Source organism: Pseudomonas baltica (assembly GCF_031880315.1).
Taxonomy (GTDB): domain Bacteria; phylum Pseudomonadota; class Gammaproteobacteria; order Pseudomonadales; family Pseudomonadaceae; genus Aquipseudomonas.
This window is the reverse complement of record NZ_CP134771.1, coordinates 1,384,002-1,410,426: the sequence shown is the minus strand read 5'-3', so window position 1 is coordinate 1,410,426 and position 26,425 is coordinate 1,384,002. Positions and strand designations below refer to the sequence as shown.

Annotated in this window: 21 protein-coding genes and 1 pseudogene; all 22 read left to right on the top strand. The window is 61.5% G+C overall.

What is annotated here, in order from left to right; all coding sequences use genetic code 11:
• Positions 1-20: 20 nt before the first annotated feature.
• The 22 genes and pseudogenes from REH34_RS06115 (at position 21) to REH34_RS06010 (ending at position 26,420) form a co-directional block, all read left to right on the top strand.
• Positions 21-3,591: pseudogene (locus REH34_RS06115) on the top strand (glycosyltransferase).
• Positions 3,592-3,794: 203 nt separating this feature from the next.
• On the top strand, positions 3,795-6,722 hold the full coding sequence (locus tag REH34_RS06110) for a TIGR00180 family glycosyltransferase (protein ID WP_311971097.1): 2,928 nt from the start codon (positions 3,795-3,797) through the stop codon (positions 6,720-6,722).
• A gap of 26 nt (positions 6,723-6,748) precedes the next feature.
• Positions 6,749-7,750 carry a UDP-N-acetylglucosamine 4,6-dehydratase (inverting) gene (pseB, locus tag REH34_RS06105; protein ID WP_311971096.1) on the top strand — a complete coding sequence of 334 codons (1,002 nt, stop codon included), beginning with the start codon at positions 6,749-6,751 and terminating at the stop codon, positions 7,748-7,750.
• On the top strand, positions 7,747-8,913 hold the full coding sequence (pseC, locus tag REH34_RS06100; RefSeq protein ID WP_226505765.1) for a UDP-4-amino-4,6-dideoxy-N-acetyl-beta-L-altrosamine transaminase: 1,167 nt from the start codon (positions 7,747-7,749) through the stop codon (positions 8,911-8,913). The genes pseB and pseC overlap by 4 nt, the downstream gene beginning before the upstream one ends.
• A complete protein-coding gene (gene pseF, locus REH34_RS06095) occupies positions 8,910-9,620 on the top strand; it encodes a pseudaminic acid cytidylyltransferase (RefSeq protein ID WP_311971095.1) in 711 nt (236 codons plus the stop codon). The genes pseC and pseF overlap by 4 nt, the downstream gene beginning before the upstream one ends.
• Positions 9,617-10,693, top strand: a complete 1,077-nt coding sequence (gene pseG / locus REH34_RS06090) for a UDP-2,4-diacetamido-2,4,6-trideoxy-beta-L-altropyranose hydrolase (RefSeq protein WP_311971094.1) — start codon at positions 9,617-9,619, stop codon at positions 10,691-10,693. The genes pseF and pseG overlap by 4 nt, the downstream gene beginning before the upstream one ends.
• Positions 10,694-10,761: 68 nt before the next feature.
• On the top strand, positions 10,762-11,814 hold the full coding sequence (pseI, locus tag REH34_RS06085; RefSeq protein ID WP_226505762.1) for a pseudaminic acid synthase: 1,053 nt from the start codon (positions 10,762-10,764) through the stop codon (positions 11,812-11,814).
• Positions 11,815-11,842: 28 nt separating this feature from the next.
• Positions 11,843-12,403, top strand: a complete 561-nt coding sequence (gene pseH / locus REH34_RS06080; RefSeq protein ID WP_226505761.1) for a UDP-4-amino-4,6-dideoxy-N-acetyl-beta-L-altrosamine N-acetyltransferase — start codon at positions 11,843-11,845, stop codon at positions 12,401-12,403.
• A 132-nt stretch (positions 12,404-12,535) separates the two neighbouring features.
• Positions 12,536-13,465, top strand: a complete 930-nt coding sequence (locus REH34_RS06075) for a phytanoyl-CoA dioxygenase family protein (RefSeq protein WP_311971093.1) — start codon at positions 12,536-12,538, stop codon at positions 13,463-13,465.
• A gap of 9 nt (positions 13,466-13,474) precedes the next feature.
• Positions 13,475-15,034, top strand: a complete 1,560-nt coding sequence (locus tag REH34_RS06070; RefSeq protein WP_311971092.1) for a glycosyltransferase 61 family protein — start codon at positions 13,475-13,477, stop codon at positions 15,032-15,034.
• Positions 15,031-15,429, top strand: a complete 399-nt coding sequence (locus REH34_RS06065) for an FdtA/QdtA family cupin domain-containing protein (protein ID WP_226505758.1) — start codon at positions 15,031-15,033, stop codon at positions 15,427-15,429. The genes REH34_RS06070 and REH34_RS06065 overlap by 4 nt, the downstream gene beginning before the upstream one ends.
• Positions 15,426-16,553 (top strand): DegT/DnrJ/EryC1/StrS family aminotransferase, encoded by a 1,128-nt coding sequence (locus tag REH34_RS06060; protein WP_311971091.1) that lies wholly within the window; start codon positions 15,426-15,428, stop codon positions 16,551-16,553. Before REH34_RS06065 ends, REH34_RS06060 begins: the two co-directional genes overlap by 4 nt.
• A 310-nt stretch (positions 16,554-16,863) precedes the next feature.
• Positions 16,864-17,793 carry a ketoacyl-ACP synthase III gene (locus REH34_RS06055; protein WP_226505756.1) on the top strand — a complete coding sequence of 310 codons (930 nt, stop codon included), beginning with the start codon at positions 16,864-16,866 and terminating at the stop codon, positions 17,791-17,793.
• 101 nt (positions 17,794-17,894) lie between these two features.
• Positions 17,895-19,184, top strand: coding sequence for a 6-hydroxymethylpterin diphosphokinase MptE-like protein (locus REH34_RS06050; RefSeq protein WP_311971090.1), 1,290 nt, complete (start codon positions 17,895-17,897; stop codon positions 19,182-19,184).
• Positions 19,181-19,447 carry a hypothetical protein gene (locus REH34_RS06045; protein WP_226505754.1) on the top strand — a complete coding sequence of 89 codons (267 nt, stop codon included), beginning with the start codon at positions 19,181-19,183 and terminating at the stop codon, positions 19,445-19,447. The genes REH34_RS06050 and REH34_RS06045 overlap by 4 nt, the downstream gene beginning before the upstream one ends.
• A gap of 227 nt (positions 19,448-19,674) precedes the next feature.
• Complete coding sequence (locus REH34_RS06040) at positions 19,675-20,529, top strand: flagellin domain-containing protein (RefSeq protein WP_226505975.1); 855 nt, start codon at positions 19,675-19,677, stop codon at positions 20,527-20,529.
• 79 nt (positions 20,530-20,608) lie between these two features.
• Positions 20,609-20,968, top strand: coding sequence for a flagellar protein FlaG (locus REH34_RS06035; protein WP_226505753.1), 360 nt, complete (start codon positions 20,609-20,611; stop codon positions 20,966-20,968).
• 81 nt (positions 20,969-21,049) lie between these two features.
• Positions 21,050-22,447 (top strand): flagellar filament capping protein FliD, encoded by a 1,398-nt coding sequence (gene fliD / locus REH34_RS06030; protein WP_311971089.1) that lies wholly within the window; start codon positions 21,050-21,052, stop codon positions 22,445-22,447.
• 127 nt (positions 22,448-22,574) lie between these two features.
• Positions 22,575-22,961 carry a flagellar export chaperone FliS gene (gene fliS, locus REH34_RS06025; protein WP_311971088.1) on the top strand — a complete coding sequence of 129 codons (387 nt, stop codon included), beginning with the start codon at positions 22,575-22,577 and terminating at the stop codon, positions 22,959-22,961.
• Positions 22,962-23,010: 49 nt separating this feature from the next.
• Positions 23,011-23,313: a flagellar protein FliT gene (locus REH34_RS06020; RefSeq protein ID WP_226505974.1), complete on the top strand. Its 303-nt coding sequence runs from the start codon at positions 23,011-23,013 to the stop codon at positions 23,311-23,313.
• 169 nt (positions 23,314-23,482) lie between these two features.
• Entirely contained in the window at positions 23,483-24,964 is a 1,482-nt protein-coding gene (locus tag REH34_RS06015) for a sigma-54 dependent transcriptional regulator (RefSeq protein WP_226505750.1), read from the top strand.
• A gap of 244 nt (positions 24,965-25,208) precedes the next feature.
• Positions 25,209-26,420, top strand: coding sequence for an ATP-binding protein (locus tag REH34_RS06010; protein WP_311971086.1), 1,212 nt, complete (start codon positions 25,209-25,211; stop codon positions 26,418-26,420).
• The last annotated feature ends 5 nt before the right edge of the window (positions 26,421-26,425 follow it).

The window sequence follows — 26,425 nt, the reverse complement described above, 5'->3', positions numbered from 1 at the left end:
GCCGCGTGAGAGCGTTCATAGTGTCTTCAGTCCCGCTGATCAGCATCGTCATTCCCGCTTCCAATCCGGATTTCTTCGCGATGGCGTTGCAGGATGCGCTGGCGCAGACCTACCCCCATCTGGAAGTGATCGTCTGCGACGATTCGCGAGGGCAGTGAAATCCAGGCCGCTTGCGAAGCTCAAGGGCTCAACAGCCAGGTGCCGATCCGCTACCACCGCAACTCGCAAACCCTGGGCCTGGCGGGCAATCTGCAGCGCGGGCTGGATGACGCGCAGGGCGAGCTGGTCAAGTTCCTCTGCGATGACGACCGTCTGTACACCGAGTGCGTGCGCCGTCAGGCTGCCGCCATGCTGGACAACACCGACGTCAACCTGGTGCTCGCGCAGCGTTATTTCTGCGATCGCGATGAGATCCGCCTGCCCGCACGCATGGCCAATGTGGGCATTGCTCCGACTACCGCACTGTTTCTGGGATCGGACATGCTCGGCATGCTCGATACGTATCCGGCCAACTTTCTCGGTTGCTTCAGCAGCGCGTTGTTCCGTCGTGTCGATTTGCAGGCATTGCTGCCCGCGCTCACCCAGCCAGGGCATTGTTTCGAGGCATTGCTGGATCTGGCGTTGTTCGCTTGCCTGCTGGGCCGCGGCAACATGGTGTATATCAACGACATCCTCACGGTTGAACGCCTGCACCCGCAGCGCTTGAGTCGGCGCCAATCGATCATTGATGGAATGGAGCGCGAGCGTGGCTGGTTGGGTCAGATGCTCAAAGAGCGCAGCAGCGAGCCGCCGCAAAAAGGCTATGTGCGCTATGTGCCGCTGGAACAGGCCGAGCAGTCGCCCCGTGAATGGGAGGAGTTGGGCCTCAACCATGCGCTGATCCGCAAAGTCGGGCAACAGGCCTTCCATGTCGGCTTGGCCAGCGAAAGTTTTGCCGAGCTCTACCAGGATTGGCTCGGCTGCAGGACACTGAGCCCGGCCCACCTGGAGCTGTTGCCGGATGTGGTCGCCAGTTGGCCGCAGCGTCCGCGCATCGTGCCGGTGATCGTCAACTCCTTGGGTAACAGTGCCGGGGTGGAGATCAGCCTGCGCAGCCTGGCCGAACAACATTACCCGCCTGAGCTGATTCTGGTGCTGAGCGCCGACTGTGTCGCGCCGCAGTTGGAGGAAAAAGTCTTTACCCTGCCGTTGCAGGACGACGTCAACGCCCAGATCAACCAATTGCTGCCGCAGCTGGACGGCGCCGACTGGATCTACCTGCTGCGCAGCGGCGATCGCTTGACCGCGCCGGCGTTGTTTCTGCTCGCTCAACGCATCAGCCAAAGTGCTGACTTGCAGTGCCTCTATAGCGATGAAGGTGCGCTGCGCGATGGCGAATCCCGGGACCCGGTGTTCAAGCCCGACTTCAACCTGGACATGTTGCGCAGCTATCCCTACGTCGGGCGCAACCTGGTGTTTCAGCGCCAGGCCGTGCTGGCATGCGGTGGTCTGCAGTCGTGCTTTGGCGAACTGGCGGGCATCGACATGTTGTGGCGCTTGTTCGAGTCGTCCGGCAGCCTGGCGATCGGGCATGTCGCCGAGGTGCTGGTAGAGTCGCAATATTCCCTGGCGCAGTGGCTGGCCGTGCCGCAGGTAGTCGAGCAGAACGCCCCGGTGGTCGAAGCCCACCTGCAGCGCCTGGGCATCGACTATCGGCTGCAGTCGGGCGCCGGCGTGTTGCTCACCCATATCGAATACCTGCATCCGACCCGCCCGTTGGTGTCGATCGTGATCGTCAGCAAGGATCAGCTCGCGTTGGTGCAGCGCTGTGTCGAATGCCTGCTCGGCAATACCGGTTACGGCCACTTCGAGGTGGTGCTGGTCAATAACGCCAGCGTCTCGGCCGATGCTCGGGCCTGGTTTGCGGGCATGGCGCAATTGGGTGGCGACAAGCTGCGCGTGCTCGATTGTGCATCGACCCTGACCCCTGCGGCAGCCTTCAATGCGGGCGCAGCGCAGGCCCGTGGTGAGTTCGTGTTGTTTTACAGCCCGTACCTGGTGGCGACCCAGCAGGACTGGCTTGAGCAGATGGTGCAACTGGCGCAGCGCCCGGAGGTGGCCATTGTCGGCCCCCGCCTGGTTCGCCCGGATGGCGCCATTGAACAGGCGGGCCTGGTGCTGGGGATGAAAGGCGGCTGGGGCACGCCGTTTTTCTCGGTTGCGGCCGACGCGCCGGGGTACATGCAGCGTTTGCAGATCACCCAGAACTACAGCGCTGTGGGCATCGACTGCCTGATGGTGAGCAAATCGATATTCGATGAGCTGGATGGGTTCAATACCACCCATTTCGCCAGTCTGGGGCACGACGTGGACCTGTGCCTGCGCATCGCCGAGCAGGGCCTGCTGACCGTCTGGACGCCTTATGCGCAGCTGGCGATCGGCGCCCGCAAGGCGTTCAACGACACGGCCGAGGCTCAGCAATTGGCCGGTAGCCACCTGCTTGACCGCTGGCTGCCGTCTATCGCCCGGGACCCGGCCTACAACCCCAGCCTGAGCCTGGACGGCGCCAGTTTCGTCCTTGAACCCGGCAAACGTAACGACTGGTACCCCTTCACTCATCGGCCATTGCCGACCGTGCTGGGCCTACCGATAAACACCACGGCCGTCGCCCACTACCGGGTGGTGCAGCCGCTCGAGGAATTGGAAGCGGCAGGGCGTATTGTCAGCCGCGTAGCCTATGAAACCCCGACGCTGGTGCAAATCGAACGGTCGCGTCCGGATGTGGTGATCCTGCAGGGCCGGTATTTCGAGAACGCCATTCGCGAGGCTGTCGATTTCAAGCGCTACTTCAACAGCCGGTTGATCTTCGAACTCGATGATCTGGTCACCAACGTTCCGAAAAAGAACGACCATGCGCGAGATCTGCCGCCCACGGTGGCCGACAGCATCCAGAAAGTGATCGCCCTGTGTGACCGGGTCGTGGTGTCGACCGAGCCACTGGCCGACGCGCTGGCGGGGATGCATCAGGATATCCGCGTGGTGCCGAACATGTTGGCGACCGACCTATGGAGCAATCTGCACAGCAAGCGGCGCACTTCGCGCAAGCCTCGGGTGGGTTGGGGCGGCGGCACCAGCCACCGCGGCGACCTGGAGTTGATTGCCGATGTCGTGCGTCTGCTGGCGGACGAAGTCGAATGGGTATTCTTTGGCATGTGCCCGGATATCCTGCGTCCCTACGTGCATGAATTCCATGGCGTGATCGGTCTGAGTGTCTATCCGGCCAAGCTCGCCAGTCTCAACCTGGACCTGGCCTTGGCACCGCTGGAGTTTCACCCGTTCAACGACTGCAAGAGCAACTTGCGCCTGCTGGAATACGGCGCCTGTGGCTACCCGGTGATCTGCAGCAACACCGCGGCCTATGGCGGTTATCTGCCGTGCACGCGAGTGCTGACCAACTCCACCGCAGAATGGCTGGAGGCGATTCGCATGCACCTCGCCGATCCCGAGGCCAGCTACCGCATGGGCGACGAGCTCAAGCGCACGGTGATGCGCGACTACATGCTGCGCGCCGATAACGTCCAGCATTGGGCGTCGGCATGGCTGGGTGACTGACCGCTAGACGGCCCGTAAGGGGGCAAGCCCCTTGCGGCATGCGGGCCACGCGTCGCCGTGGCTGGCATGCTTCATGCAAATCCCCCCGATAGCGTCATAAATCCGCTCTTTGCGATGCAGTGGTTCCCGACCGCGACGTATCACTGGCAGTCGTCGAATCCTCTTTGTCCCGTCACAGCCGTCTGTCCGTCTAAGGAAAGGTCATGCCAAATCTGCCAGTCTCCGAACATTCGCCGGCATTGCATGGGCGGCTTACGCTCGTGCTGCTTACGCATAATCGTCCGGCCTTTGTGCGACGCGCGCTGCAGTACTACGCCGCGCTCGATTGCCAGGTGCTGGTAGTAGATTCGTCGACCACGTCCAATGCCGAGATCGCCGGTCAGTTTCCTGACGCTGACTACCACTACGTCCCGCAATTCTCTTACCGAGCCCTGGCCGCCAAACTCAAATATGCCGTGCAGCAGGTCGAGACGCCGTTCATGGTGTTTGCGGCAGATGACGACTTTGCCTTGCACGATGGCCTCGCCAGCGCATTGACATTCCTCGAGCAGCATCCGGACTACGGGCTGTGCCACGGTTATTCGCTCATGTACCAGGCGCAGGCCGACGCGGTGTCCTATTACCGCCGCGACCGCAAGGTGCAGGAAGACTACGCCTACGACTCGGGCCGGGCACGTGCACTGGCCTACATGGGCCAATACCTGCCGACCCTGTACGCAGTGACCCGCACTGGGCTTATCCGCGACTGGCTGGCCCAGGTTGCAGATGACATCAGCTTCGAGTGGCTGGAAATCAGCCAGGTATTCTGGCTGCTGGCCAGCGCCAAGGCGCGGGTGTTGCCAATTCCCTATGTGGTACGCGAGCTCAATTATTTGCAGTCCGAGCATGGCAGTGACGTGCTCGGCGTGCTGCGTCGACCGGACCAGACATCGGTGGCGGCGCGCGAGGCATTTGCCGAGCGGCTCGCCAACGTGCCAAGTTTTGCCGAGCACGACCCTGCGCAACGCCACGGCGCAGTGCTCGACTGCTTCGATGCGATGAGCGAATGCCTGAGCAGCGGCCGTTCGTTGGGCTTGGAGCTGATCGTCGAATCGCGCTGGAAAGACGCGTTCAAGCCGCCGCAGCGCCTGTTCGAACCTACCCAATACGTGGAAATGCCGTTCTACAATCAGGCGTTTTTCGATCAGCTTACCGCCATCGAGTTTCTGATCCACGCAAAGCCGGCGGGGCGCCTGCAGCTCGCGCAACTGGAAGGGGTCTGGACCCGCCAGGAGATGCTGCTCAAGGGACATGCCAACGACGTTGCCGAAACCGTCATCGAGCGTCTGTGGAAGGCCATGGATTACAGCGTGTTCAACCGTCGCGTGGTCGAGCAACTGGTCCTGCGCCTGAGCGAGGTGGATGAAACCGAAGCATGCGAGTTGCTTCAAGCCTGGGCCGAGCGTCTGCACAGTGTGGACATCCGCGACAACCTCGAGACCTTCGCGAGCATGCCTTCCGGCCGCCTGATGAGCTGGCTCGAGGCGCGCAGCCCGGCGCCCGCGCAGGGCCAGGCGATCACCCAGTACCTGCAAAGCCAGGCCGCTACGCCGCAGATCGGCATCTTGCTGCTTGACCTCGATAACGACATGGAGAAGCTGCAGGTCACCCTCGATAGCCTCGTCGAAGGTCATTACACCGCGTTCAAGATCACCGTCTTCACGACCGGCGAGCCGCCGGTGGCGACGACCGTGCTCAACACCTTGCATTTCGTCAAGGTGACCAAGGCGCTGTACATCGACAAGCTCAATCAGATCGCTCGGCAATCGTCCTGCGATTGGCTGATCCTGGCCGAGGTGGGTGACCAGTTCACTACCGCTGGCCTGGCCCGTGCGGCGCTGGAGCTGCTCAAGGCGCCCGAGTGCCGGGCGGTAGCCGCCGACGAAATTCACCGCCAGCACGACGGTTCGCTCAAGGCCGTGTTCCGGCCGGGGTTCAACCTTGACCTGCTGCAAAGCGTGCCGGCGCTCATGGCTCGCCATTGGCTGATCCGTCGCGACGTGCTGGTCGGGGCAGGCGGCTACTCGGCCAACTTCAGCCAGGCGCTGGAGTTCGACTTGCTGCTGCGCATCATCGAGACCGGCGGCATGGGCTGGCTGGCCCACCTCGACGAACCGTTGCTGATCTGCAGTGCAGTGCCGCTCGAAGAGAACGTTCACGAGCGCCAGACGCTGATTCGCCACCTCACTACCCGTGGCTACCAGGCCGCCGTGACCAGCGAGTCCCCAGGCACCTATCGCATCGATTATCGCCATAGCGCGCGGCCACTGGTCAGTGTGATTCTGCCGTGCCAGGACAACCTCGCGCAGTTGCAGGCCACGCTTGAAAGCCTGCGCCTGCGCACCCGCTACAACCGCTATGAGGTCCTGGTGGTGGACAACGCCTCGCAGGGCCCTGACATGCTCCATTGGCTGGACCACAACACCCAGCCTGCCGGGCGCGTGCGGGTACTCAAGAGCGAGCAGCCGATCAGCCTGGCGGCGCTGTACAACGCTGCCAGCCAGCAGGCCCAGGGCGAGTTTCTGGTGCTGCTCGACAGCGCTGCCGAGGTCGTCAACCCGAACTGGATCGAGTCATTGCTCAACCATGCCTTGCGCCCGGAAGTGGGGGTGGTCGGCGCCAAGCTGATCGACGCCAGCGGCCAGGTGACGCAGGCCGGGCTGATCCTCAGCCAACGCGCAGGCGTATTGCCGGCCTTCAGCGGTGCCGCCAACGGTGACCATGGCTACCTGCAACGCCTGATCGTCGACCAGAACTACTCGGCCGTATCGGCCACCTGCCTGATGATCGGCAAGGCGCTGTTCGAGTCGGTGGGGGGGCTGGAAGACAATCTGTTCGCCAGCGCCTTGAGCGATGTCGATCTGTGCCTGAAAGTCAGCCAGGCCGGCCAGTTGATCGTGTGGACACCCTACGTGCAGGTCGTGTACCCGGGCAGCGTCGCGCAACCGGCGCAGACTTTGTTCTCGCTGCAGCGCAAATGGCCGGGCAATTTTGCCCATGACCTTGCCTACAATCAGAACCTGTCCCAGCTCGGCGGCTCGTTCGCCTTGGGTGACGCCGCCGCCATCGACTGGGCGCCGCTGCTGGGCTGAGCCCGCAGCGCGCAGAGGATCACGCCATGTTCAACGACAAATCGATTTTCATCAGCGGTGGCACCGGCTCGTTCGGGCGCAACTTCATCCGCCGCCTGCTGGAGCAATATCAGCCACGCCGGGTGGTGGTGTTCTCCCGCGACGAGCTCAAGCAGTATGAAATGCAGCAGGTGTTCAACGCGCCCTGCATGCGCTATTTCATTGGTGATGTGCGCGACGCTGAGCGCTTGCGCATGGCCATGCGCGGCATCGATTACGTGGTCCATGCCGCGGCGCTCAAGCAGGTGCCGGCGGCGGAGTACAACCCCACCGAGTGCATCCGTACCAACGTCAATGGCGCCGAAAACATCATCAACGCAGCCATCGACAACGGCGTCAAGAAGGTCATTGCACTGTCCACCGACAAGGCCGCCAGCCCGATCAACCTGTACGGCGCGACCAAGCTGCTGTCGGACAAACTGTTCGTCGCCGCCAACAATATCGCCGGTGCGCAGGAGACGCGTTTCTCGGTGGTGCGCTATGGCAACGTCGCCGGTTCCCGTGGTTCGGTTGTACCGTTTTTCAGCAAGCTGGTGGCCGAGGGCGCCAAGGACCTGCCGATCACCGATGCGCGCATGACTCGCTTCTGGATCACCCTCGACCATGGCGTGCAGTTCGTGCTCGACAACTTTGCGCGCATGCATGGCGGCGAGATTTTCGTGCCGAAGATTCCGTCCATTCGCATCGTCGATCTGGCCAGCGCCATGGCGCCCGGCTTGCCTCATCAGCTGGTGGGGATTCGTCCGGGCGAGAAGCTGCACGAGTTGATGGTGCCGACGGACGATGCGCGCATGACGCTGGAGTTCAAGGATCACTACACCATCCAGCCGTCGATTCGCTTCACCCAGGCTGACCTCGACTTCGCCGTCGACGGGTTGGGCGAGCGCGGTGCGCCCGTGGCGGAGGATTTCGAGTACAGCTCCGACACCAACAGCGAGTTCCTCGACGTGGCGCAGATCGCCCGGCTGCACGGCGAATTGCAGGCATGATCCCTTACGGCCGGCAGAGCCTGGACGCGGCGGATATCGACGCCGTGCTCGAGGTGCTGCATTCGGACTGGCTCACCCAGGGCCCGACACTTGCACGCTTCGAGGCCGCCGTGGCCGAGCGCTGTCAGGCGCAGCACGCGGTGGCGGTCTGCAATGCCACAGCGGCTTTGCACATCGCCTGCCTAGCTGCCGGTCTGGGCCCGGGCGACCGCCTGTGGACCAGCCCCAATACCTTTCTGGCATCGGCCAACTGCGCCCGGTACTGCGGCGCCTCAGTGGATTTCGTCGACATCGACGCCCACACCTGGAACCTCGACGCCCATCGGCTGGCGGCCAAACTGGCGCAGGCCGAAGCGGAAGGGACCTTGCCCAAGGTGGTGGTGGCGGTGGCCTTCGCCGGCCAGAGCTGCGACATGCAGGCCATCGCCGCGTTGGCCGAGCGCTACGGGTTTATCCTCATCGAAGATGCCGCCCACGCGTTGGGCGCCGACTACGCTGGCCGGCCGGTGGGCTGCGGTGCTTTCGCGGCCATGACGGTGTTCAGTTTTCACCCGGTGAAAATTATCACCACGGGGGAGGGCGGTATGGTCCTCACCAACGACGCGCAACTGGCCGCCAAGCTGCAGCGCCTGCGCAGCCATGGCATGACCCGCGACCCGGAGCAAATGGACGAAGCCAGCCACGGCCCTTGGTATTACCAGCAGGTCGAGCTGGGCTTCAATTACCGCATGACCGACATCCAGGCCGCGCTGGGGCTCTCGCAACTAGGCAAACTCGATGCCTTTATCGCCCGCCGCCGCTATCTGGCCGAGCGCTATGGGCAACTGCTGGCGGATTTGCCCTTGACCCTGCCGAGCGCTCAAGCCGAGGCGCAATCGGCCTGGCATCTGTACGTGGTGCGGTTGCAGACCGAGCGCCTGTCGGTCAGCCATCGGCAGGTGTTCGAAGGCCTGCGGGCCGGGGGGATCGGCGTCAATCTGCATTACATTCCGGTGCACCTGCAGCCCTATTACCGCGAGCAGGGTTTTGCCGCCGGGGATTTCCCCGAGGCCGAGCACTACTACACCCAAGCCATCAGCCTGCCGATGTTCCCGGCGCTGACCGATGACCAGCAGGATCAAGTGGTCGAGCAGCTGCGCCAACAACTGGAGCGGCGTTCGTGAGCACGGTGGCGATCATTCCGGCGCGCGGTGGTAGTCAGCGTATCCCGCGCAAGAACATCAAGCTGTTCAATGGCGAACCGATGATCGCCCATTCGATTCGTACGGCAAGGGCCAGCGGCGTGTTCGACCAGGTGGTGGTCAGTACCGATGACGCCGAAATCGCCGAGGTTGCCCGCGCCTGGGGGGCCGAGGTGCCGTTCAGGCGTCCGGCGGCGCTGGCGGATCATTTCACCGGTACCTCGGCAGTCATCGAACACGCCCTGCGGGCACTGCGCGACAGCGGCCATGATCACGACCTGGCGTGTTGCATCTATGCCACCGCGCCGTTGCTGCAGGGCCGGTTTCTGCGCGACGGGCTGGCGCTGTTGCAGGCCAATGCCCAGGCGTCCTATGTGTTTTCGGTGTGCAACTTTCCGTTCCCGGTGCAGCGCGCCTTGACCCTCGATCCGCTTGGCCGGTTGACCGCGTTGTACCCCGAGTTTGGCCAGGTTCGTTCGCAGGATCTGGCGCCGGCCTATCAGGACGCCGGGCAGTTCTACTGGGGCCGCAGCGAGGCCTGGCTGCGTGGCGATGTGGTGTTCTCCGACCTCAGCCTGCCACTGATTTTGCCCCGGCATTTGGTCCAGGATATCGATACCGTCGAAGACTGGACCCGTGCCGAGTATCTCTACGCGGCCCTGCAGGCCAACGGCGAACTGCAGCCGTGAACGTGTTGATGCGGGTCGACGCCTCGACGCTCATCGGCAGTGGCCATGTGGCGCGCTGCCTGACACTGGCCAAGGCCCTGCAAGGCTTGGGCGCGCAGGTGAGCTTTGCCTGCCGCCGCCTGGCCGGTGACCTGAGCGCGCAGATCGCCGCGCAGGGCTGGCCGGTTTACCGGTTGGCGGTGGAGGCGCCTGACGATGGAGCTCAAGCGCGAAACGCGGCGAACATCGAAGCCTTGCTGCCTTGGCAGCCGGACATCGCCGCGCTGGCCGGGCAGCTGCCGCCGGGCACGTGCTTCGACTGGATCGTGGTCGACCATTACGGCCTCGATCGGCACTGGGAAGTGGCGGCGCGGCTGTGGGCGGCGCAGATCATGGCAATCGACGACCTTGCCAATCGCGCGCACGAGGTCGACCTGCTGCTGGACCAGAACTTCAACGCCAGCACGCAGCGTTATGCGCCCTGGCTCGAAGGGCGCTGTCGCACGTTGCTGGGCCCGGAGTATGCCCTTTTGCGAGAGGAGTTCGAACGTGATGCGCGGCCTGTGCGCCAAGTGGTGGAGCGGGTGGTGGTCAACTTCGGCGGTATGGACGCCGCCGGCCAGACGCTCAAGGCGCTTCAGGCGTTGATGGGGTTCGCAGGGCAGCAGGTGACATTTGTGGCCGGACTGAGCAACCCCCATTGGGCTGAGTTGCAGGCCTTGGTCGAGCAGCGGCCGCAGTGGCAGTTGCTGGCCTACAGCGCCGATTTCGGCCAGTTGATGGCCGCTGCCGATCTGTTCATCGGTGCGGCGGGCGGGACCACCTGGGAGCGCGCCGCGCTGGGCTTGCCGACCCTGTGCATGGCCGTCGCCGCCAATCAGCAAGACAACGCCCAAGCGCTCGCCGCGGCCGGCGTGCATCGTTATCTGGGGCCCTGCGCGCAGGTGTCGGTGGCGGCATTGGCCGAGGCGATTGGAGAACTGCTGGCTAACGTTGAAGCGCGCCAGCGCTATGCCCGGCTTTCGCGGCAACTGGTCGACGGTCGAGGCGCAAGGCGGGTCGCCGCCGCCTTGGGCGGGCTGCCTGGCAGTTGAAGGCCTCGGTCGGGTAACCATTTACCCTCAAGGCTTATAGTTAAAACCTGTGTATTAAAGGAGCGGCCATGACCAGTTTCAAGATCGGCTCGCGCGATATCGGCCTGGCGTCAGCGCCTTTTATCATCGCCGAAATGAGCGGCAACCATAACCAGTCGCTGGACACCGCGCTGGCGATAGTCGACGCCGCCGCGCATGCGGGCGCCCATGCGCTCAAATTGCAGACCTACACCGCCGATACCATGACCCTGGACATGGACGAAGGTGAGTTTCGCATCAGCGACCCGGACAGCCTGTGGGCAGATACCTCGCTGTACGCGCTGTACCAGCAGGCGCATACCCCGTGGGAATGGCACGGGCCGATCTTCGCGCGCGCGAAGTCCCACGGCATGTTGGCGTTTTCCTCGCCGTTCGATGAAACCGCCGTGGATTTCCTCGAAAGCCTCGAGGTGCCTGCCTACAAGATCGCCAGCTTCGAGAATACCGACTTGCCGTTGATACGGAGGGTGGCCGCGACCGGCAAGCCGATGATCATCTCCACCGGCATGGCCAGCGTCGCCGAGCTGGATGAAAGCGTGCGTGCGGCGCGGGCAGCGGGCTGTCGTGACCTGTTGCTGCTCAAGTGCACCAGCACCTATCCGGCTCAGCCACTCAATACCCACTTGCGCACGATTCCCCATCTGCGCGAGCTGTTTGGGTGCGAGGTCGGATTGTCGGATCACACCATGGGCGTGGGCGCGGCCGTTGCCGCGGTAGCGTTGGGCGCGACGGTGGTAGAAAAACACTTCACCCTGAGCCGAGCAGCCGGCGGCGTCGATGCCAGCTTCTCGCTGGAACCGGCCGAAATGCACAGCCTGGTGGTCGAAACCGAGCGCGCGTGGCAGGCGTTGGGCCGGGTGCATTACGGCCCGACGACTGCCGAGCAGAAGTCTCTGGTTTACCGCCGCTCCCTCTATGTAGTTCGCGATATGGCCGCTGGCGAGGCGTTCAGTGCCGACAATCTGCGGGCCATTCGACCGGGCCTTGGCCTGCCGCCCAAGCACTTCGACAGCCTGATGGGGCGTCGCGCCCGCCATTCGCTCAAGCGCGGTACGGCGCTGGATTGGCCGATGGTGGACTGACCGCCTCATCCATACAGGGAGATAGCCCATGCAGTTTTTACCCTTGCTGGACGCTGACGCCGACGTTCAGGCGCGTGTGCGGCAGCTGAGGAATCAGCCGGACGTGCGCAGGTACATGTACACCTCCCATGAAATCGGCGAGGTCGAACATCAGGCCTGGCTCGATTCATTGAGGGGCAACGCGCGCCAGTCGGTGTTTGTGGTCATGCTCGACGAGCAGCCCATCGGCATCGTCTCGCTGAACGCTATCAGTGCCACGCAAAAGACCGCCGACTGGGCGTTCTACCTGGACCCGCAGGTGCAGGGCAAGGGCTTTGGCAGCCTCGTGGAATTCTGGCTGCTCGATCATGCTTTCGATGGCGCGGGCCTCGAAAAACTCAATTGCGAAGTGCTGCACAGCAATACGGCGGTCATCGGCATGCATGAGAAGTTCGGCTTTGTACGGGAGGGGGTCCGCCGCCAGAATATCCTCAAGGACGGCAAGCGCCTTGACGTCGTGATGCTGGGTATCACTCGGGATGAGTGGCAAGCCAGGCGGCCGTCGCTCGAGCCTCTGATTCACCGTTTGCAAGGCAAAAGGTCGGCATGAGTCGACTGCGGTTTTCGGCGATTCGCCGACCCCGCGCCTGCACTCGGGAAATTTTCACGGTGGCTATCAATGTCGCGCCTGGCAAGCCGATAAGATAACCGAGATCAACAGCAACGGTAGGCGATAGAGAGCATGCAAACCTGCGTCGACAACCTGATGGAGCAGGGCGCACACGTGTTCGGGGAAATCCTCGACGTGCCTCGCACCCAGGCCCTTTACCAGGCAATGATCAAGGCCCGGGTTTTCGACGCCAGCCTGTTCATGGACGAGGCCGAGTACCTGGCGCAAGAAAACCATTTCAACGCCAACCCTACCAGGACGTTCAACTTCCTCAATCAGTTCGAGCCGCAGCTGCAATTCATCGAGCAGGATCCACGCCTGAGCGCCGTACTCGATGAACTGCTGGGCGATGACTACGAAGTCGTGGTCAAAAAAGCCGTGTGCGGAGTACCCGATGCCTGGCTGCCGGACTGGATACGGGAGAAAATCCGTGACGTCAACGTGGCCAACCTGGGCCCTTATATCAAGAAGCCCATGCGTGACATCACTTATTTTCGCGGCATCGACTTCCACCAGGACATCATCGATTGGCCCCAGGGGCGAGTGGAGCTGGACCCTTCCACCTTCATGACGCTGTATGTCTATCTGCATGACGTCACCGAACATGATTCGCCTCTGCACCTGATGCCCGGCAGTCACCGGCTAGGCGCCACGCTGTTCCCCCATCGGCTGCAACACCTGGAAGGCGACCGCTGGCTGTACAGCGATGAGCAGGGCAACAGCTTGCAATGCCGCGACCAGAAGCTGATTGGCGGCCCCGGCTATGTCGGGCTTTGGCACAATTGCGTCCTGCACGGTACTCGGCCGGTGGCCCATGAGTCGGAACGGTTTCGCCTGTCGCTGCGCTACTTGCTGGGCAAGTCCAACGGGAATAGCAAAAGGACCGCTATTGATGACATCAATTGCCTGATCAAGGGCGAGCTGACACCGATCCGCACACGACGCGACCTGGATGAAAAAGGCGTGGCGCAGATCCGTGGCAACATTATCAACAAGGGTTGAGCGCGCGTGATGGCAAATAAAAAAAACCGAACGTTGATCTTTGGCACCGGCGCCGGCGGGGTCAATTTCTATCGCAACAGCCGTGGCAGCCTCGACGTGATCGGGTTTGTGGATAACAACCGTGAAAAACAGGGGCAGGCGCTGTTCGGTAAAGTCATTTACGCGCCTGCACGCCTGAGCGAGCTGGTGTTTGATCAGATCATCATCGCCAGCGATTACTACCAGGAGATTTATCCGCAACTGGTCAATGAACTGGCGATCAGCGCAGATAAAGTCAGCGTTTTCTTTCATCACCAGACCAAGCCAGGTTTATTCCAGCGCCTGCGCTGGCGTCTTGAGCAGTTTGGCTACGTGTTGCTGTGTCGACGTCCGGGGTGGGTCTCCGATCTGCTGTACACGCATATGTTTGCTGCAAACAGCGACGTCAAACGCTTTGCCCTGCAATGGCTCGATGAGGCCGAGGCGAACAAGGTCCACGTGTTTCGCAAGGCCCAGGCGGGCAGCGTGCAGGGGCCACATGACGTCGGGCGAGAAGTGCCAGCCACCGCCATCACCGTGCCTGAAGTGGCGTTGTATCGTTTTGCCGATGGGCAGGTCCGTTCGATTTCGCGCACGGTCATCCTCCCTGCGGGACGCCTGATCAATGAGCGCGTCACCACCGCGATCATCGACAGCGCCGACTACAGCACCGGGCATCTGGTCTTCCATGGCGACGCTTTCGCCTTGGCGCGAGTGGGAACGGCCCCGGAGTATCTGGAGCGCGGGGTGCTGGTAAGCGGCGGTACCGAGACCAACTACTACCATTGGGTGCTGGAGATCATCAGCCAGCTGCAATTCGTGCGCGAGCTGCCCGGCGAATATGACGCTTATCCGCTGTTGATTTCCGAACATAGCCAGAGCATTCCTGCGATCAAGGCCATGTTGGACGCCATGGGCATTACCCGTCCGTTAGTGCTGCTCAAGAGCGTCGCTTCGTACTGCGTCGGGGACCTGTTGATGATCAGTGCGCCGAATAACGGCATCTTCAATTACAAAGGCTCGGCGCATTGCCAGCCCAACTACAATTTTTCCCGGCCTGAATCCATCGGCTTCTTGCGTGAAAAAGGCTTGTCGCTGGCGGCCGAGATTGACCGGACGGCGCTGCCCAAACGAGTGTTTCTGGGGCGCAAGGGGTTTCTGCGGCCTTACAACCAGGCTGAAATCCTGGCACGTCTCGAGCCACTGGGGTTCGAGTGCGTCTACATGGAAGAGCAGGATATCCACCATCAAGTGGCAATCATGGCCAACGCCGATATCATCGTCGGGCCAACGGGCGCGGCGTGGACCAATATCATCTTTGCCTCGCCAGGCGCCAGGGCGCTGTGCTGGATGGCTGAAGAGATCGGCGCGCTGTCGTGCTATTCCAACCTGGCTGACATTGTCGGGGTCGACATGAACTACATCCGCTATCAGGCGAATACGGTGGCTTCTCGCGAGCTTTACTACAAAGGCTATTCGATCGATGCCGAGGCCGTGGTGCGATGGCTGACAATCGGTGAAGTCGATTCCCGTCCTGGACACTCTCGATGAATATTCAGTTTTTGCAGTTGCAGACCCACGGTGACGACCGCGGCTCGTTGATCGCTCTGGAAGAAGGCAAGAACATTCCTTTTCAGGTCAAGCGTGTGTACTACATGTTCGAAACGGGGGAAGGGGTCGAGCGCGGCCATCATGCGCACAAGTCCTTGAAACAGGTCGCGGTCGCGGTGCGCGGCTCGTGCCGTTTCCTGCTCGATGACGGCAAGGAGAAAATCGACTTCCGTCTTGATAACCCTTGCCAGGGCTTGTTGATCGAGTCATTCCTGTGGCGAGTGATGTATGACTTTTCCCCCGATTGTGTGCTGATGGTGCTCGCCGATAGCCTCTATGACGAAGCCGACTATGTGCGCGATTATGCAACGTTCCAAAGCATGGTGAACCTGTGACGACAACGGCAACGACGATTCCCTTCCTTGACCTGCAGGCCATCAATCACGAATACGCGGATGAGTTGAAGGCGGCCTGTGCGCGGGTCATCGATTCGGGTTGGTACTTGATGGGCGAGGAACTGGCTGGCTTCGAGGCCGACTTTTCCGGTTATTGCGGCGTGAGCCACGCAGTGGGGGTCGCCAACGGTCTCGATGCCCTGACGCTGGTGATTCGTGCCTGGAAGGAGCAGGGCAGGCTGCGCGACGGTGATGAGGTGATCGTGCAGCACAACACCTTTATCGCCACCATTGCCGCCATCGCCGAAAACGGCCTGACGCCGGTATTGGTGGATACCGATCTGACCACTTTCAACCTGGACGTCGGTGCAGTGGCGGCGGCCATTACCGGCAAGACCCGCTTGATTGTGCCGGTGCATCTGTACGGACAACTGGCGCCGATGCCCGAGCTAATGGCGCTGGCCCGTCAGCATGGCCTGTTGGTGCTGGAAGATTGCGCCCAGGCTCACGGTGCCAGTTTGCAGGGGCGCAAGGCGGGCAGCTGGGGTGACGCCGGGGCGTTCAGTTTCTATCCGGGCAAGAACCTCGGTGCCTTGGGCGACGCAGGGGCTGTGGTGTGCGGCGACGCGGCACTGGCGACGCTGGTGCGGGCGTTGGGCAACTACGGCTCGCGGATCAAATACCAGCATGAGTACGCGGGGGTGAACAGCCGTCTGGATGAAATCCAGGCGGCTATGTTGCGGGTCAAGCTGGCCCGGCTGGACGCCGACACCGAGCGCCGTCGCGTCATTGCCGAACGTTTCAGCGCGCAGATCCGCAATCCGCTGATCAACGTGCCCAAGGTCACGGACCGTGAGGGCCATGTCTGGCATCTGTTCGTGGTCACTTGCCGCTACCGTGATGCTCTGAAGGAATACCTGACCGGCCACGGCATCCAGACCAACATTCACTACCCGCTGACCATTGCCGAGCACCCGCCATACCGGCAATTGAAGATACCGGCGCGGGCGCAAGAGGCCGCGCAGAGCCAGCAGATTCTATCGATTCCGCTGTACCACACGCTGGGCGACGCGGCGCAGGCGCGACTGATCGATACTCTGAATCGCTTCATGAACGATCGATAGGGGCCCCTCGTGGGCTTCGCCTTGCCGCGCTGTGGCATCCGCCTGCAATTGCTCCTCGTGCATTAAACCTTCGTGCAAAATGTCACAAAATACGACACAGACGTTATATTGGCGTGACCTATGGGTCACGAAGTGCATCCCATTGTCATGTTTTTGTGGGCGTTGAAGTAGCTGCGTGGCCGAATGGCCGACCCTTCGCGCCTTGGCACCGTCGGTTGCTGCCCCTTGTGAGCCGCACGGCGCCGGTATCTGTCGGCCCCTCGATCCATCCGAGGGGTGATATTCAGCGGTTTATTATTGGGAAGCCAGAATGATTGGCATAAAAAGCATAGCGAGTTACGTGCCGAAGGCCGGCGTCGATAACTACGCGCAGGGTGCCAAATTTGCCAAGGACGAAGACTTCATCCTGGGCAAGATCGGTTCGGCGTTCCTGCCACGCAAGGACGCCACGCAAGAAACCTCCGACCTGTGCGTCGAGGCCGTCAACGCCCTGTTCGCGAACAACCCGCAACTCAAGCGCGAGTCCATCGACGCGCTGATCGTCGTCACTCAGAACGGCGACGAAGAAGGCCTGCCGCACACGGCCGCGATCGTCCAGGACAAGCTAGGCTTGCCGACCCACGTCGCCGCGTTCGACATCTCCCTGGGCTGCTCGGGTTATGTCTACGGCCTCTACGCGATGAAAGGCTTCATGGAGGCCGCAGGCCTGAAGAACGGCCTGCTGATCACCGCCGACCCGTATTCGAAAATCGTCGACCCTGAAGACCGCAATACCACCATGCTGTTCGGCGATGCCGCCACGGCCACCTGGATGGGCGAAGATGCTCCCTGGCAGTTGGGCAAGGCCAAATTCGGCACCGACGGCTCCGGCGCGCCGCACCTGAAGGTCAGCGATGGCGTGTTCTTCATGAACGGTCGTCAGGTGTTCAACTTCGCCCTGCTCAAAGTGCCGGCGCATTTGCACGAATTGCTCGATGAGTCGGGTTTCAGTGCTGACGATATCGACGCCTTCTGTATCCACCAGGGCAGCGCCGCGATCGTCGACGCCGTGGCTCGCCGGTTCGAAGCTGCGCCGCCGGAGAAGTTCGTCAAGGACATGCTCGAAACCGGCAACACGGTGTCCTCCAGCGTACCGCTGCTGCTGGAAAAGCACGTGCTTGACTCCAGCTGGAAGCGCGTGGCCCTGAGCGGCTTCGGTGTCGGTCTGTCGTGGGGCTCGGCGATCATCTATCGGCCTTGAGCCACGCTCGCTCCCGCAACGCAGGGAGCCCCGCCAGCCGTGTGTCTGCGCCCAAGGTGAGTTAACCTTGGGCGCAGTCGTTTTCAGGGAACCACAGCACCATGAACGAAACATTCCAGGCTAACGGGGAGGTCCTCGAGCGCCGCTGGCCGGCGCTGTGGGCGCGGCTGCAAGGCGAGGACCTCACGGCCCTGTCGCCGCGGGTCACGGGCTGTGGTTCGACCCTGAGCATCGACGGGGTGCAGTTGACCAGCCGTTACGATCGGGTAGGCGAGGCGCGGTTGCAGGCCGACAGCCTGGCGCTCGACAGTACGGTGGTGCATCTGTACGGGACGGCGCTGGGCGATCTGCAGGGGGTCTTGCTCGAGCGTCCAGCGCTGCGGACCTTGCAGGTGTACATCGTCAACAGCGCGCTGTTCGTGATGGTTCTGGGCTTGCTCGACCAGCGCCTGTGGCTCGGCGATCCGCGGGTCGAGCTGAGCCTGGCGGGGGAGCAAGTCGAGATGGCCTTGCCGTTCTTCGCCCTGCCTGGCGAAATGGTGCTGGCCGATGATTTCAACGCACGGATGCGCGATCGCCTCGTGAGCGAGACCCACCTGGCCTTCAACAACCGCCACTTTGCGGCCGCGCAACCGCATTTGCTTCAGCGCCTGCAAGAGACCGAAACACTAGTACGCAGCGACCCCGATGTGGCCCGGTTGTTCGATACCTTGCAGGGGCGCGAGGTGCTGGTGATTGCCACCGGGCCGAGCCTTGAACAGCATTTCGCGGCGCTCAAGGCGATTGCAGCACGGGCCGAGCGGCCTTTGATCATCTGCGTCGACACGGCGTACCGGCCGCTGCGCAAGCAGGGCATCGTCCCCGACCTGGTGGTCAGCGTCGATCAGTTGATCAGTGAGCGCTATCTGCCGCCAGACGACTCCCAGGCGGTGACGCTGGTGTACCTGCCGCTGGTGCCGGCGGATGTCCTGCAGCGCTGGCAGGGCCCACGCTATGCAGGCTATTCCGCCAGCCCACTGTTCGACGCGATGCGCCAGCGCCTGCCTCGCGGCAGCTTGCATACCGCAGGCAGCGTGTTGCATCCGGCCGTGGACCTGGCGGTGAAGATGGGCGCCCGACGGATCACCCTGTTCGGCGCCGACTTTGCCTTTCCCCATGACAAGACCCACGCCGGCTGGCTCGACAGCGAACTGGGCCCGTCGGTGAAGGCCGCGCGTTACTGGTTGCACGATGGCCACGGCCAGCGGGTCAAGACCCAGCTCAACTTTCGCAGTTACCTGCTGGAGCTGGAGCGCTTCATCGCCCGTCATCCGCAGGTGCAGTTCTTCAATACCAGTCGGGACGGCGCGCTGATCGCCGGGACGCACTACCACCCGGAGTTCGTGGCATGAGTGTCGATCTCGCCTTTGAGCATCAGGTACGCGAGTGTGCAGCACTGTTTCGCCTTGGGCGCGATGTGGAAGCGGCGCTGCGGATGGTTGAAATCTTCGACGGTTTGATCAAAGCGCTGGTGGGCTGCCCGCCTGACGTGGCCCGGCAATGCCCCGTGGTGTTGAATGCATTATTACAGGCACAAGAGCGTCAAGATTGGTTGGGACTGGCCGATACCTTGGAAGTAGATCTGCTGCAACTGTTGGCGCAGGAAGAGGCGTAAGCCTCGGAGTGTGACGCGGTTCACAGGGCAACGGATCGTCGTGAAAGCTTTTTTGGCGTCAAAGTTTGTTCGGGGCCTTGATTTACACGGGTTCTGGCAAAAACGGCAAAAAAACTTTGAAAAAGGGCTCAAGCAAACGCCCACCACGACGATAACTATTACGAAGGTTCTCTAGGCCACACCGGCTGTAGCCAGGGCCGGACCAGTACCCAAACCACGAGGAATTCATTATGTTAGGCGTAAACACCAACGTTGCATCTTTGGCCGTTCAAAACAACCTGAACAAAGCTTCCGATGCTCTGACCACCTCCATGACTCGTCTGTCTTCTGGCCTGAAAATCAACAGCGCAAAAGATGACGCCGCCGGCCTGCAGATCGCTACCAAGGAAACTAGCCAGATTCGTGGCCAGACCGTAGCAATCAAGAACGCCAACGACGGTATCTCGATGGCTCAGACCGCTGAAGGCGCTCTGCAAGAATCGACTTCGATCCTGCAGCGTATGCGTGAACTGGCCGTGCAGTCTGCGAACGACTCGAACAGCTCCAGCGACCGCGTTGCACTGAACGCTGAATTCACCCAGATGTCGGCTGAATTGACCCGTATCTCGTCGTCGACCAACCTCAACGGCAAAAACCTGCTGGACGGTTCGGCTGGCACCATGAACCTGCAAGTCGGTTCGAACACCGGTTCGGCCAACACCATTACCTTGACTCTGAGCACCAGCTTCGACGCCAACACCCTGGGTGTCGGCAGCAGCATCTCGATCACTGGTACTGGCGGTACTACTGGTAGTGCTCCAGCGAACACCTCCGCTGCGATCACCGCTATCGACGCCGCTCTGCAGACCATCAACTCCACTCGTGCAAACCTGGGTGCTTCGCAAAACCGTCTGACCAGCACCATCTCCAACTTGCAAAACGTGAACCAGAACGCAACTGCTGCACTGGGTCGTATTCAGGATACCGACTTCGCTTCGGAAACTGCTAACCTGACCAAACAGCAAACCCTGCAGCAAGCTTCTACCGCAGTACTGGCACAGGCTAACCAACTGCCATCCGCTGTACTGAAACTGCTCCAGTAAGACTGTTTAAAGCTTAGGCTTCGGCGGGAGAGGGCGCTCAGCGTGCTCTCTCGCTTTTTTTCTTTTGGAGGTCCTGCAAATGGACGTGAACGTCAAGCTCAATACTGCTTATACACCAGCGACACAGCCTTCGAGCGAAACCACCGGTACGGCCGACAAGCTTGTATCGACTGTCGTCACTGGGGCCTCTACCGACTCCGCGGATCCGTCCGTGAACGCTGCGAATGTTCAGTCTGCCGTCAAGGCGATCGACCAGTACATCAAGGCTTCCGAGCGTGACCTGGAGTTTTCTATTGATCAGGTGCATGGCATTGCGATCGTCAAGGTGGTGTCCACCGAGACGGGCGAGGTCATTCGTCAGATGCCGACTGAAGAAGCGCTCAAGCTGGCCGATAACATGAGCAAGCAAGGTAGCGTGCTGTTCAACGGCAAAGTCTGAGAACTGGCACGCAACGTGTTTTCACGCTGATACGCAGGCGTGCGCAGGTCGAAAGACCGGCGATAATTCTAGGAGATCCACATGACGAGTCCTATTACCACATCCACGGGCCTGGGCTCGGGTCTGGATATCAACTCGATCGTGACCGCTCTTGTCGACTCGGACAAGCTGGCGGCGCAGACGCAGATCACGACTGGCACCACGCAGAACACCGCGAGCATTTCGGCTGTCGGCACGCTCAAGAGTGCCATGGCTGCGTATCAAACCGCTTTGACCACCCTGGGCAGTACCACTACTCCGGCTTTCAACGCGTTTGCCGCGACGTCATCGAGCAGCACAATTACTGCGACGGCGGACAACACTGCCGTGGCCGGTAGTTACAGCATTGAAGTGTCAAAGCTGGCGACCGCATCGAAAATAGCCAGCGCGTCGTTCTCTGGCGGTTCAGCCAGTGCTATTTCGAGTGGTACCTTGCAGATCAGTCAAAATGGCACTAACTACAGCGTGGCGGTCGGTTCCGGCGCAACTCTGCAGACCGTGCGTGACTCGATCAACAGCTCGCTGCAGTCCAAAGGCATTACTGCCAACATCATCACCGACACCAGTGGTTCGCGGTTGGTATTGACCTCCTCGACCACAGGGGCGGGCAACGACCTGACCATGAGCGGGATCCCCGAGCTGACGGTGGATGGCACCACTGCGTTCTCCAGTTCCAGCTCGGCGGGTGGATACATCACCCAGGGCGGGGACGCCACCCTGACGGTCGATGGCTTGTCCGTGACCAGCTCCAGCAATACCGTCAGCAGTGCGATCGGCGGCATCAGCATGACGTTGACGGCAACCAACGTCGGCAATCCGGCGACCGTTACCGTGGCCACCAACACCTCCGGGCTGCAATCCTCGCTTCAGTCGTTTGTGACCGCCTACAACACGCTGCTCACGGCGGTGAATTCGCTGACGGCCACCACGACCGATACTGACGGCAACGTAGTCAGTGGTGCGTTGACAGGCGATTCGCTCCCGCGCTCGTTGAAGGCCGCGTTGAGCAGTGTGCTGACGACGCCTAGTACGACGTCAGGGAGCCTGACGGTGCTGTCGCAGCTGGGTATCACCACTGACTTCACCACTGGCCAGCTGAAATTCGACAGCACCGCGTTCAGCACTGCCATGACCGATAAGGGGCTGGGCAGCAAGGTGCAGGCGATGTTCTCCGGTACCAACGGTGTCGTTGCAAAAATGACCGCAGTATTGACTCCATATACGCAGACAGGCGGCATTCTTGATCAGCGCAGCACTCAGCTGAACAAGACCAAGTCGGACCTGGCCGACAAGCAGACCGCATTGGACCTGCACGTCGAATCGTTCACGGCAACCCTCACGGCCAAGTACAACGCCATGGACACCCTGGTAGGTCAGATGAAAGCGCAGGCCACCAGCATCACGTCGTTCTTCGATAGCTTGAACGCTTCGAAATCCTGATGTCGTTCAGCAAAAGCCCGGCCATGTGCAGACATGTGCCGGGCTTTTGACTTTTTGGCTAAAGTATTGTCGCTTTGCGTCGATACAGAGAATATACAAGTCACTTCAGTTGTGGTGAGGCAAGCAAATGAACCCGATGCGAGCTCTTCGGCAATACCAGAACGTCACTGCTCAGGCGCAGACTTCCGAGGCCAGTCCTCATCGCCTGGTGCAAATGTTGATGCAAGGCGTGCTCGATCGCCTGGCCCAGGCCAAGGGCGCCATCGCACGCAAGGACGTGCCCGGCAAAGGCCTGGCGATCACTCGTGCCGTCGCGCTGATCGGCGGCCTGCGTGAAGGCCTGGACATGACCAACTCGGCCAAAGAGCTGGCTCGTGTCGATGCCCTCTACACCTACATGATGACGCGCTTGACTGAAGCCAATATCAAGACCGATCCCAAGATCATCGACGAAGTCGCTGGCCTGATGATCACGGTCAAGGAAGGTTGGGATGCCATCGCTCCTGTCGCATAGTCCGGTGTTCAAGATGCCTGACAGTCCGCAAGCCCCTGAGGTCTCCGCCATGTCGGTTGCAATGCAGCGTATCGAAGAAACCCGCGAAGCGATGGAGGGCGCGCTGGAGCGTCGTGACTGGTCGACTATCGCCCAGCTTGATCTCGCTTGCCGCGATTGCGTCGACGCGTTGACGGGGGCACCCGACCTCAAGGCGCATGAGGGTGAAATACGTAACAGTCTGGAAAAACTGCTTTTTGTCTACAAAACCGTGATCGACGCCGCGACGGGCGAACGTCAAGCCTTGTTTGACGAGGTCATGCAGATTCGCCAAGCGAACAACGCGGCGAAGGTATACCATCTGTTCGGCTAGTCGTGTTTGAAAGTGGGTACTAAAGTCGCCATAAATTTGACTATGACCATTTTTTTGACTTTACTAGTGGCTGTTGGCAAGGTTCAGTCGTCAAAGAGCTGAACCGGCCTCCAAATACGTCGAGCTAGCCCCTTCTGGGCGTCGAGTTGACTAGGGAAGTTGCTATTGCATGTGGCGTGAAACCAAAATCCTGCTGATCGATGACGATAACGTCCGTCGGCGCGACCTCGCGGTCATTCTTAATTTCCTCGGCGAAGACAACCTGTCCTGCTCCAGTCAGGATTGGCAGCATTCGGTCGAAGGGCTGGGCTCCAGTCGTGAGGTCCTGTGCGTACTGATCGGCGCGGTGACCGCTCCGGGCGGCTTGCAGGCCCTGGTCAAGACCTTGGGCACGTGGGATGAATTCCTCCCGGTGCTCCTGCTGTCGGATGTCTCGCCGGCCGAATTGCCTGACGACCAGCGTCGCCGCGTCCTCTCCAGCCTTGAAATGCCGCCCAGCTACAGCAAGCTGCTGGACTCCCTGCACCGCGCCCAGGTCTATCGCGAGATGTACGACCAGGCCCGTGAGCGTGGACGTCAGCGCGAGCCCAATCTGTTCCGCAGCCTGGTCGGCACCAGCCGTGCCATCCAGCATGTACGGCAGATGATGCAGCAAGTGGCCGATACCGACGCCAGCGTGCTGATCCTCGGCGAGTCCGGCACCGGCAAGGAAGTGGTCGCGCGCAACTTGCACTACCATTCCAAGCGCCGCGATGCGCCATTCGTGCCGGTCAACTGCGGGGCGATCCCGGCAGAGCTGCTCGAGAGCGAACTGTTCGGCCACGAGAAGGGCGCATTCACCGGCGCCATCACTAGCCGCGCCGGGCGGTTCGAGCTGGCCAACGGCGGGACGCTGTTCCTCGACGAAATTGGCGATATGCCGCTGCCGATGCAGGTCAAGCTGCTGCGTGTACTGCAGGAGCGTACCTTCGAGCGTGTAGGCAGCAACAAGACCCAGAGCATCGATGTACGGATCATTGCCGCGACCCACAAGAACCTCGAGAGCATGATCGAGGTCGGGACCTTCCGCGAAGACCTGTATTACCGACTCAACGTATTCCCCATCGAGATGGCCCCGCTGCGCGAGCGCGTCGAGGACATCCCGTTGCTGATGAACGAACTGATTTCGCGCATGGAACACGAAAAGCGCGGTTCGATTCGCTTCAACTCCGCGGCGATCATGTCGCTGTGCCGTCATGGCTGGCCGGGCAATGTCCGGGAACTGGCCAACCTGGTGGAACGCATGGCGATCATGCATCCCTATGGTGTGATCGGCGTTGCCGAGTTGCCGAAGAAATTCCGCTACGTCGACGACGAAGACGAGCAACTCGTCGACAGCCTGCGCAGCGACCTCGAAGAACGCGTGGCCATCAACGGTCACACCCCGGACTTCGCCTCCAGCGCCATGCTGCCGCCTGAAGGCCTGGACCTCAAGGACTACCTCGGTGGCCTCGAGCAAGGTCTGATCCAGCAAGCGCTGGACGACGCCAATGGCATCGTTGCCCGGGCTGCCGAACGCTTGCGTATCCGCCGTACCACATTGGTGGAAAAAATGCGCAAATACGGCATGAGTCGCGGTAACGGTGAAGGCGACGATCAGTCGGAGGATTGACGCCAGACTTGCAGACCACCGGTAGCGATAGCGGACCGGTGGTCATGCAAGGTTTTATTGCCCCTCTCCAACGTCTTTCTGGCGCCCCTACAAGCACCTGATTTCATTGGGAATTTCTGCTTTGTAAGCTGTTTGATGCAAAGCAGTTTGCGAACCCTGTCACAGTCCAAATGTTCCGGCACGGCTATTGCTATGTCTCAAGGACGATACCGTTTTTGACGGTGAGCCCACATGAGAGAGCAAGATGTCCCAGGCCGCCCCCATGTCTTCGACCCCGCCAGCTGGCTTCACAGCCACCGCCATTTCTGACCCGCAGGCTGCCGAACGGCCGAGCCTGGAGCAGGCGTTTGCGCTGTTCAACCAGGTGTCCAGCCAGCTCAGCGAGTCCTACAGCCTGCTCGAAACCCGGGTCGCTGAACTCAAGGGCGAGCTGGCGGTGGTGAGTGCTCAGCGCATGGCCGAACTGGCGGAGAAAGAAGTCATCGCCAACCGCTTGCAGAGTCTGCTTAACCTGCTGCCGGGGGGCGTGATCGTCATCGATTCCCACGGCCAGGTACGCGAGGCCAATCCGGCGGCGGCCGACTTGCTTGGGGAGCCCCTGGAGGGCGAATTGTGGCGCAATGTGATCAGTCGCTGCTTCTCGCCACGCGAGGATGACGGTCACGAGATCTCCCTCAAGGATGGTCGGCGGCTGTCGATCGCCACCCGTTCGCTGGACGCCGAACCGGGTCAGTTGGTGCTGCTCAACGACCTGACGGAAACCCGCCGCCTGCAGGGCGAACTGGCCCGCCACGAGCGGCTGTCCTCGCTGGGGCGCATGGTCGCATCGCTCGCGCACCAGATCCGCACGCCGCTGTCGGCGGCACTGCTGTACGCCAGCCACCTCACCGAACAGATCCTGCCGGCCGAGACCCAGCAGCGCTTTGCCGGGCGACTCAAGGAGCGCCTGCACGAACTCGAGCACCAGGTGCGTGACATGTTGGTGTTCGCCCGTGGCGAGTTGCCGCTCAACGACCGTTTGACGCCGGATGCGCTGTTCGACGCGTTGCAAGAGGCTGCTCATGTTCAGCTCGAGGGCCAGCAAGTACGTTGGCAGTGCGACACTGTGCAGGGCGAGTTGCTGTGCAACCGCGATACGCTGGTCGGCACCGTGCTCAACCTGATCGAAAACGCGGTGCAGGCCAGTGGCGGCCAGGCGCGGATCAAGGTGCACCTGTATCGACGCGCCAATACCTTGCGCCTGTGCGTCACCGACAGCGGTAGCGGCATCGATGCAAAGACCCTGGCGCGTCTGGGCGAACCCTTCTTTACTACCAAGACGACTGGCACCGGCCTCGGGCTGGCAGTCGTCAAGGCCGTGGCGCGTGCGCACCAAGGCGAGTTGCAACTGCGCTCGCGTCCCGGCCGCGGCACCCGCGCCATGGTGACGCTGCCGCTGTTCGCCACTCAGGAGTAAGGTCG